Source organism: Okeania sp. SIO3B5, from assembly GCF_010692555.1.
In the GTDB taxonomy this organism is placed as follows: Bacteria; Cyanobacteriota; Cyanobacteriia; order Cyanobacteriales; family Microcoleaceae; genus Okeania.
In genome coordinates this window covers 1-5,587 of sequence record NZ_JAAHHG010000204.1, presented here as the reverse complement: position 1 = coordinate 5,587, position 5,587 = coordinate 1, and the positions used below count along the sequence as shown (strand labels likewise).

3 protein-coding genes are annotated in these 5,587 nt (G+C 35.8%); 1 reads left to right on the top strand and 2 read right to left on the bottom strand.

Translation table 11 applies throughout. The annotated features are described in order from the left end of the window. Both amt and F6K54_RS23665 read right to left on the bottom strand, forming a co-directional pair. A partial coding sequence (gene amt / locus F6K54_RS23670) for an ammonium transporter (RefSeq protein ID WP_366558216.1) occupies positions 1–2,939 on the bottom strand: 2,939 nt, incomplete at its 3' end. A 963-nt stretch (positions 2,940–3,902) separates the two neighbouring features. After that, positions 3,903–4,751, bottom strand: a complete 849-nt coding sequence (locus F6K54_RS23665) for a peptidoglycan-binding protein (RefSeq protein ID WP_293082777.1) — start codon at positions 4,749–4,751, stop codon at positions 3,903–3,905. Between the two features lie 71 nt (positions 4,752–4,822). Here F6K54_RS23665 and F6K54_RS23660 point away from each other — a divergent pair, with 71 nt between their 5' ends. After that, positions 4,823–5,011: a hypothetical protein gene (locus F6K54_RS23660; RefSeq protein ID WP_293082774.1), complete on the top strand. Its 189-nt coding sequence runs from the start codon at positions 4,823–4,825 to the stop codon at positions 5,009–5,011. Positions 5,012–5,587 lie beyond the last annotated feature (576 nt).

The window sequence follows — 5,587 nt, the reverse complement described above, 5'->3', positions numbered from 1 at the left end:
AGAGCCAAGATTAATTTACCATTGCCTGCTTTTAATAAACCCAAACGTACTTCGATAGGAAAAGTTTTATGATCTTTGCGACGATGAATTCCCTCTATAGTAATTGGTATACCAGGAATTAAATTTTGCCACTTTTCATACATCTTTTCTGATAAGAAGTTTACCTCAATATCTTCTATATATAAATTCAGTAATTCTTCGCGTTTATATCCCAAACTTTTACAGGTGCTTTGATTAACGTCAACAATTTTGCCATCCATTTCATGGATAATAAAAGCATCTGCTGCTTGTTCCATTACTGCTCTAAATCTTTCCTCACTTTCTCGTAATGCTGCTTCTGCTAATTTTCGCTCAGTAATATCTCTTAAAGCTGCCACTCCATTTTGATTACCTCTGTATAAAAAAACCTTAGACTCTATTTCTAAAGGAAAAGTTGAACCATCTTTTCTCACTCCAATTACTTCATAAGCTTTTTCCGAACCAGAAGTCATTTTTTCAACTACTAAATTGTGGTATTCTGGAGCAATTAACTCCCATCCATTCATACCCATCATTTCTGATAATTCATATCCAAACATATTGGCAGCAGCAATATTTGTATCCATAATTTTTTCTTGTTCATGGATAATAATTCCTTCAAAAGTAGCTCTGGATAAACTCCGAAATCTTTCCTCATTTTCCCGGAGCTTTATTTCTGATTCCTTTCTATCTGTAATATCTCTAAAAGTTCCTGTGTAGAAAGTTTTTTGATTAAATTTTGCTTCTCTAACTGCAATTTCCATCGGAAATAAAGAACCATCTGCACGGATACCAACTAATTCGTAAAGGTTTCCACTTTCAGCAATTTTAGATATCAGTAGTTCTATATAATAATTTTGTCGATCGCTTTTTTTTTGTAGCTCCAACTCTGCTTGACTATGTACTAAATTATCCTCTTGTAAATGTAAAAAGCTAGGAAAAACAGATTGCCAATTTTCAGGCTGAATATCTTCCAAATCAAAGACATAACAATAATTTTTAACCTCTAAATTTTGACAGAAGATTAAATCTGGATTAATCCATAGTTTTAATGGTTCTACCGTTAATTTTTCCACTTCAGTTAATAAATGGTCAGCATCCATTTTTTCCATAGTCAATGGATTAATAGTAAAGTCAAATATTTGATAAATAGGTATGCCTATTAAGTATTGATTTTCATAACCAAAAATTACCGAGGCACTAGGATTTATACTAACAATTTCTAGCTCTGGTTTAGTAAAAGTAATAATTGCATCTGTTGCCACTTTAATAATGGCATCATTTCTCGCAGTAACTTCCTCCAAAGCATCCATTACTTGATTGTAGCGATTTGCAATTTGACCTACTTCTGTAAAAGGTTCTACAGGTACTCGCAAACTCAAATCCTGCGTACTAGCTTGAGAATCCATTACTCTAAACAAGTCTAATATTTCTGTTTTAGCTTGATGCTCCGAAACATTTAAACCAATACGTTCATCTGCTTCTGAAACTCGGAATAAATAAAGTTTATTCGTAATGAATAAAATTGGATATACCAAACAAAATCCTAATAAAAAAGCTGAAAAAATTCCTAATAGCTGAACAGTCAATTGTTGGCTAAAACTAAGACCAGTATCTAAAACCTCTGCCTTCCCAAATAAAGCTACAGCTAATGTTCCCCAAATACCCCCACCCAGGTGAACTGGAATAGCTCCAACAGCATCATCGACTCGAATTTTTTCTAAAGCTTGCTCTACCAACATAGTGACTATGGCAGCAATAACACCAATGAAAATGGCAGAAAAAGCTGTAACAGCATGACAAGCTGCTGTAATGCCAACTAAACCAGAAAGAGTACCATTAATTAGTCCCTCAACACTAGGTATTCCTCTGATATACCAAGTAATACCAAGAGTAGTAATCATTCCTGCTGCACTAGCAAGAATTGTATTGACAATAATGCCTGCTACTTGTTCGTTTAATGCCAGGGTACTTCCACCATTAAACCCAAACCAACCAAACCAAATCAGCATTGCCCCCAAAACTGATAGGGGTAAATTAGAACCATGAATTTTTTCTGGTGGACTACCAGGAGGAAATCTACCAGTTCGAGGACCAATAACTAATAAAGCTGCCAGAGACACCCACCCACCAATACTATGGACAACACTCGAACCTGCGAAGTCAACAAAACCATTACGTCCAAGCCAACCTGTTAATATACCAATATCAGCTCCATTCCAAACCCAATGACCAAATATGGGATAGACTAAACCTGAAACTAGAAAGGCGATGAATAGATAGGAGGCATACTTCATGCGTTCAGCTACTGCACCAGAAACTATAGTCGTAGCTGTACCACAGAACATTACCTGAAATAAAAAGAAGGCCGCGTCAAAAGGTTGTAGATCGGTTGCCAGGAAAAATTTACTATGGCCAATTATTCCAAAAGATGAAGCCCCAAACATTAAGGCAAATCCAAAACTCCAAAAGCAGGCAACTGAAATACCAAAATCAGTTAAGTTTTTAATCGCAACGTTAATGTTATTTTTTGACCTGGTGAGTCCTGACTCTAAACACATAAATCCAGGCTGCATGATAAATACTAACCCAGAGCAAAGTAATATCCACAAAATATCAATTGCTTCGTAGGTAGATTGAGATGAGGAAGTTGATATATTTTTCAGTCGAAATTTATTTTTTCTAGGAATAACAGTTTGAATATTATGGAAATTTTGGGGTTCTATAAACTCTAATTCTGGGTATCTATCAAAGTAAGAATTTTCTAAGTCTGAATTATAAATTTGCTGTGTTATAGCTTCTTTTATCTGATTTGATAATTGATGATTTTGTATATATTTATCTATTAGTGACCCATATAAAATGGTTAATACCAGGGTCAGAAAGAATAAAATAACCCCTAAAATGAATTTTCGACGCATGGCTTCGGGTCTTGGACTTTTATTTGTTTGGTTTTGAAGAGGAAGCCTTGAGGTTGATGGCTATTTAATTAAGCAAATATTTGAGGTTTGGCAAAGCAAAATATTTTAAATCTATAAATCCCTAGGGAATAGGGAATAGGGAATAGCGAACTTTAAAAGGGTTTTTGGTGTGGAATTCGTCAGGAAAAAGGATTGAAAAATGTCCTAACCAATTATTGTAGTGCTATATATAAATTAGAGAATTTTTCACTTGATTTAACCTAATTTTCAAGTGAACTAGAACTGTAATTTTTAAGAATATAGAATTTATTTGTATGAGAGTTAGTTAGTTGATATAATTTATGTTTTTGAGTATGGTTTATCATATATTTTAGATCAGCATATCATATTTTGCGCCTAACATAGTATTTACATTTGAGATATTAAGATAAAACTAGATATTTGATGTAATAAGAAATAGAGGAATATCCTAGGCAAATTTTTTCTTCTAGCAAAAATTTTTATCCAACAAAAAACAAAGCGATCAGCAATTTTTACTTTTTCGCCGAGCACTTTATATAAAGTAGGCATATTTTTGATCAAACTATCTTTTTATTCTGGATTTAATACTTAAGCAAACAGCTATTAGCTATCAGTTCAAAGGCAACAATACTCTCTCCTTAAGGACATTGTTTAAATTTAAATAGACTTTAAGGGCAAGGGAGCCAACTTTTCTAGTAAGATAATTAATAAAGCTTTTATCCTAAACTAAAAGCAATAGCTGATAGCTGATGGCTAATGGCTGTTTGCGCAGCATCACCTAGGAAATTCTTAACTTTAATACCCCGCCTTCTACAGGGTGTTGAGCATTAATTGGTAGATGAGTCCCAATTCACTTTTTCCTTCTTCTTTATTCCTTCTTCCTTCTGATTGATTCAATATTAGATAGGCAGTTTATTCTCAGAAAGTAAAAGTTTGAGTCATTTATTTCTGCCTAAAAGCTTCCCAAGTTTTTCGGTCCACTATCCCATTAGCCCTCATTCCTTTATATTTTTGAAATTCTTTAACTGCTCCTGTGGTTTTTTTGCCAAAAACCCCATCAATTGGACCTGGATTAAAACCCATTGTTTCTAGACGCATTTGTAAAGTTTTAACTTTAGACCCCTTGTCTCCTTTTGCTAATATTTTTTCTACTTGGATGGGTGGGTTTTGCCTTGAGATAGATGGTTTTTGTCTTGAAATGGGTGGATTTTGCCTTGAGATGGATGGTTTTTGTCTTTGACGTCTTTGAGTAGGTGGACGAGAGGCAAATGAGGGTTTAGCGAGAGATGTCCAAGTAGCTTCATTAACTATACCTGTTACATTTAAACCCACAGACTTTTGAAAAGCTTTTACTGCTTCTCTGGTGCGAGCGCCAAACACACTATCTATAGCTCCAGGGTTGAAACCTCTAGCTTGCAAACGTCTTTGTACTGCCCAGACTTCTGCACCTCGAGAACCTTGTGATATATTCTTTTGATTATCCTGTTTTTGAGGTACACCGGAATAGAATGGTTTGGAGAATAGTTCAGATTGAGCAGGTTTACCAAAATATCTAACATTTCTACCAATAAAGGGTATCCGAAAGTTTTTATTTTTCTGTGTTTGCCGCAGTTTAATTCTCCTAGTATCTTTTTGAGCAGAAGTGGAAGTCTCTAAATTAGATTTACGAGTTAAATCTTCTTCTTTTTCTGTTACTAAAGATTCTGTTTTGTTGGAAGCAACAGCTTTGGCTTGAGTAAAAGTAAAAAGGGCTACTAAACTTAATAGAGTAGTAATAGTAGGGATACGCATAATAATAATAATTTTGTGATGATTACTTAGGGCTTGCTGATTAAATCTAAAAGCATTAATATCATGTCCGGTTGAATACTTACACTTTGGAGGAGGTAAGGCAGAAGGCAGGAGGCAGGAGGCAGAAGGAAAGAAAAGGTGAGAAGAGAAAAGGTTTTTTTATCACGCTATTATCCGGACATGATATAACATATAGCGCTGCGCGCAAGCAACAGGCAACAGGCAACAGGCAACAGGCAACAGCTCATCTGGGGGAATAAATTGCCGATAATATAAGATTTTAGCCCTTTGGCCCCTCCTGCAATTTGTAAATATACCAGCGCTCATTGCTATATAAAGACAAGTGCCTTTTTGGAGTCGAATTGCAGTGCGCCTGTTTCAGCTCTTCATGCTCAAAAAGTTAGTATTTTAGGCAATAGTTGTGCAGAACAATCTTGGGACAATTTTTACTCCTACTTCCTGTCTTCCTCTCCCCTCCTGGGAGGGGCTAGGGGTGGGTTTGAAGGGGGAGGGGCGAGGGGTGGGTTGTTTCCTGTCTCCCCCTCCTGGGAGTAGGGTTGGGTTATCTCCTACCCCTACTATAAAGACTTTTTCAGCAAACCCTACTTAGCTTTGGTTTGAAAATCTTGGCTCTCTCTTAAATAACTTTGCTGATGTTTGCAGTTCTAGTTTTAGCTGAAATTGAGCGTGACTAAGAATTTGAGCGTAATTACCGAAAAATTGGGTTTAAAGCCTCCCCTTTGAAGGGGACTTTTTATTTTTATGTTAAGTCAATTGAATATATGCTATCGTATTATTAGTTGCCGGGGGGCACTCGGAAACTCGTGCGCGGACGT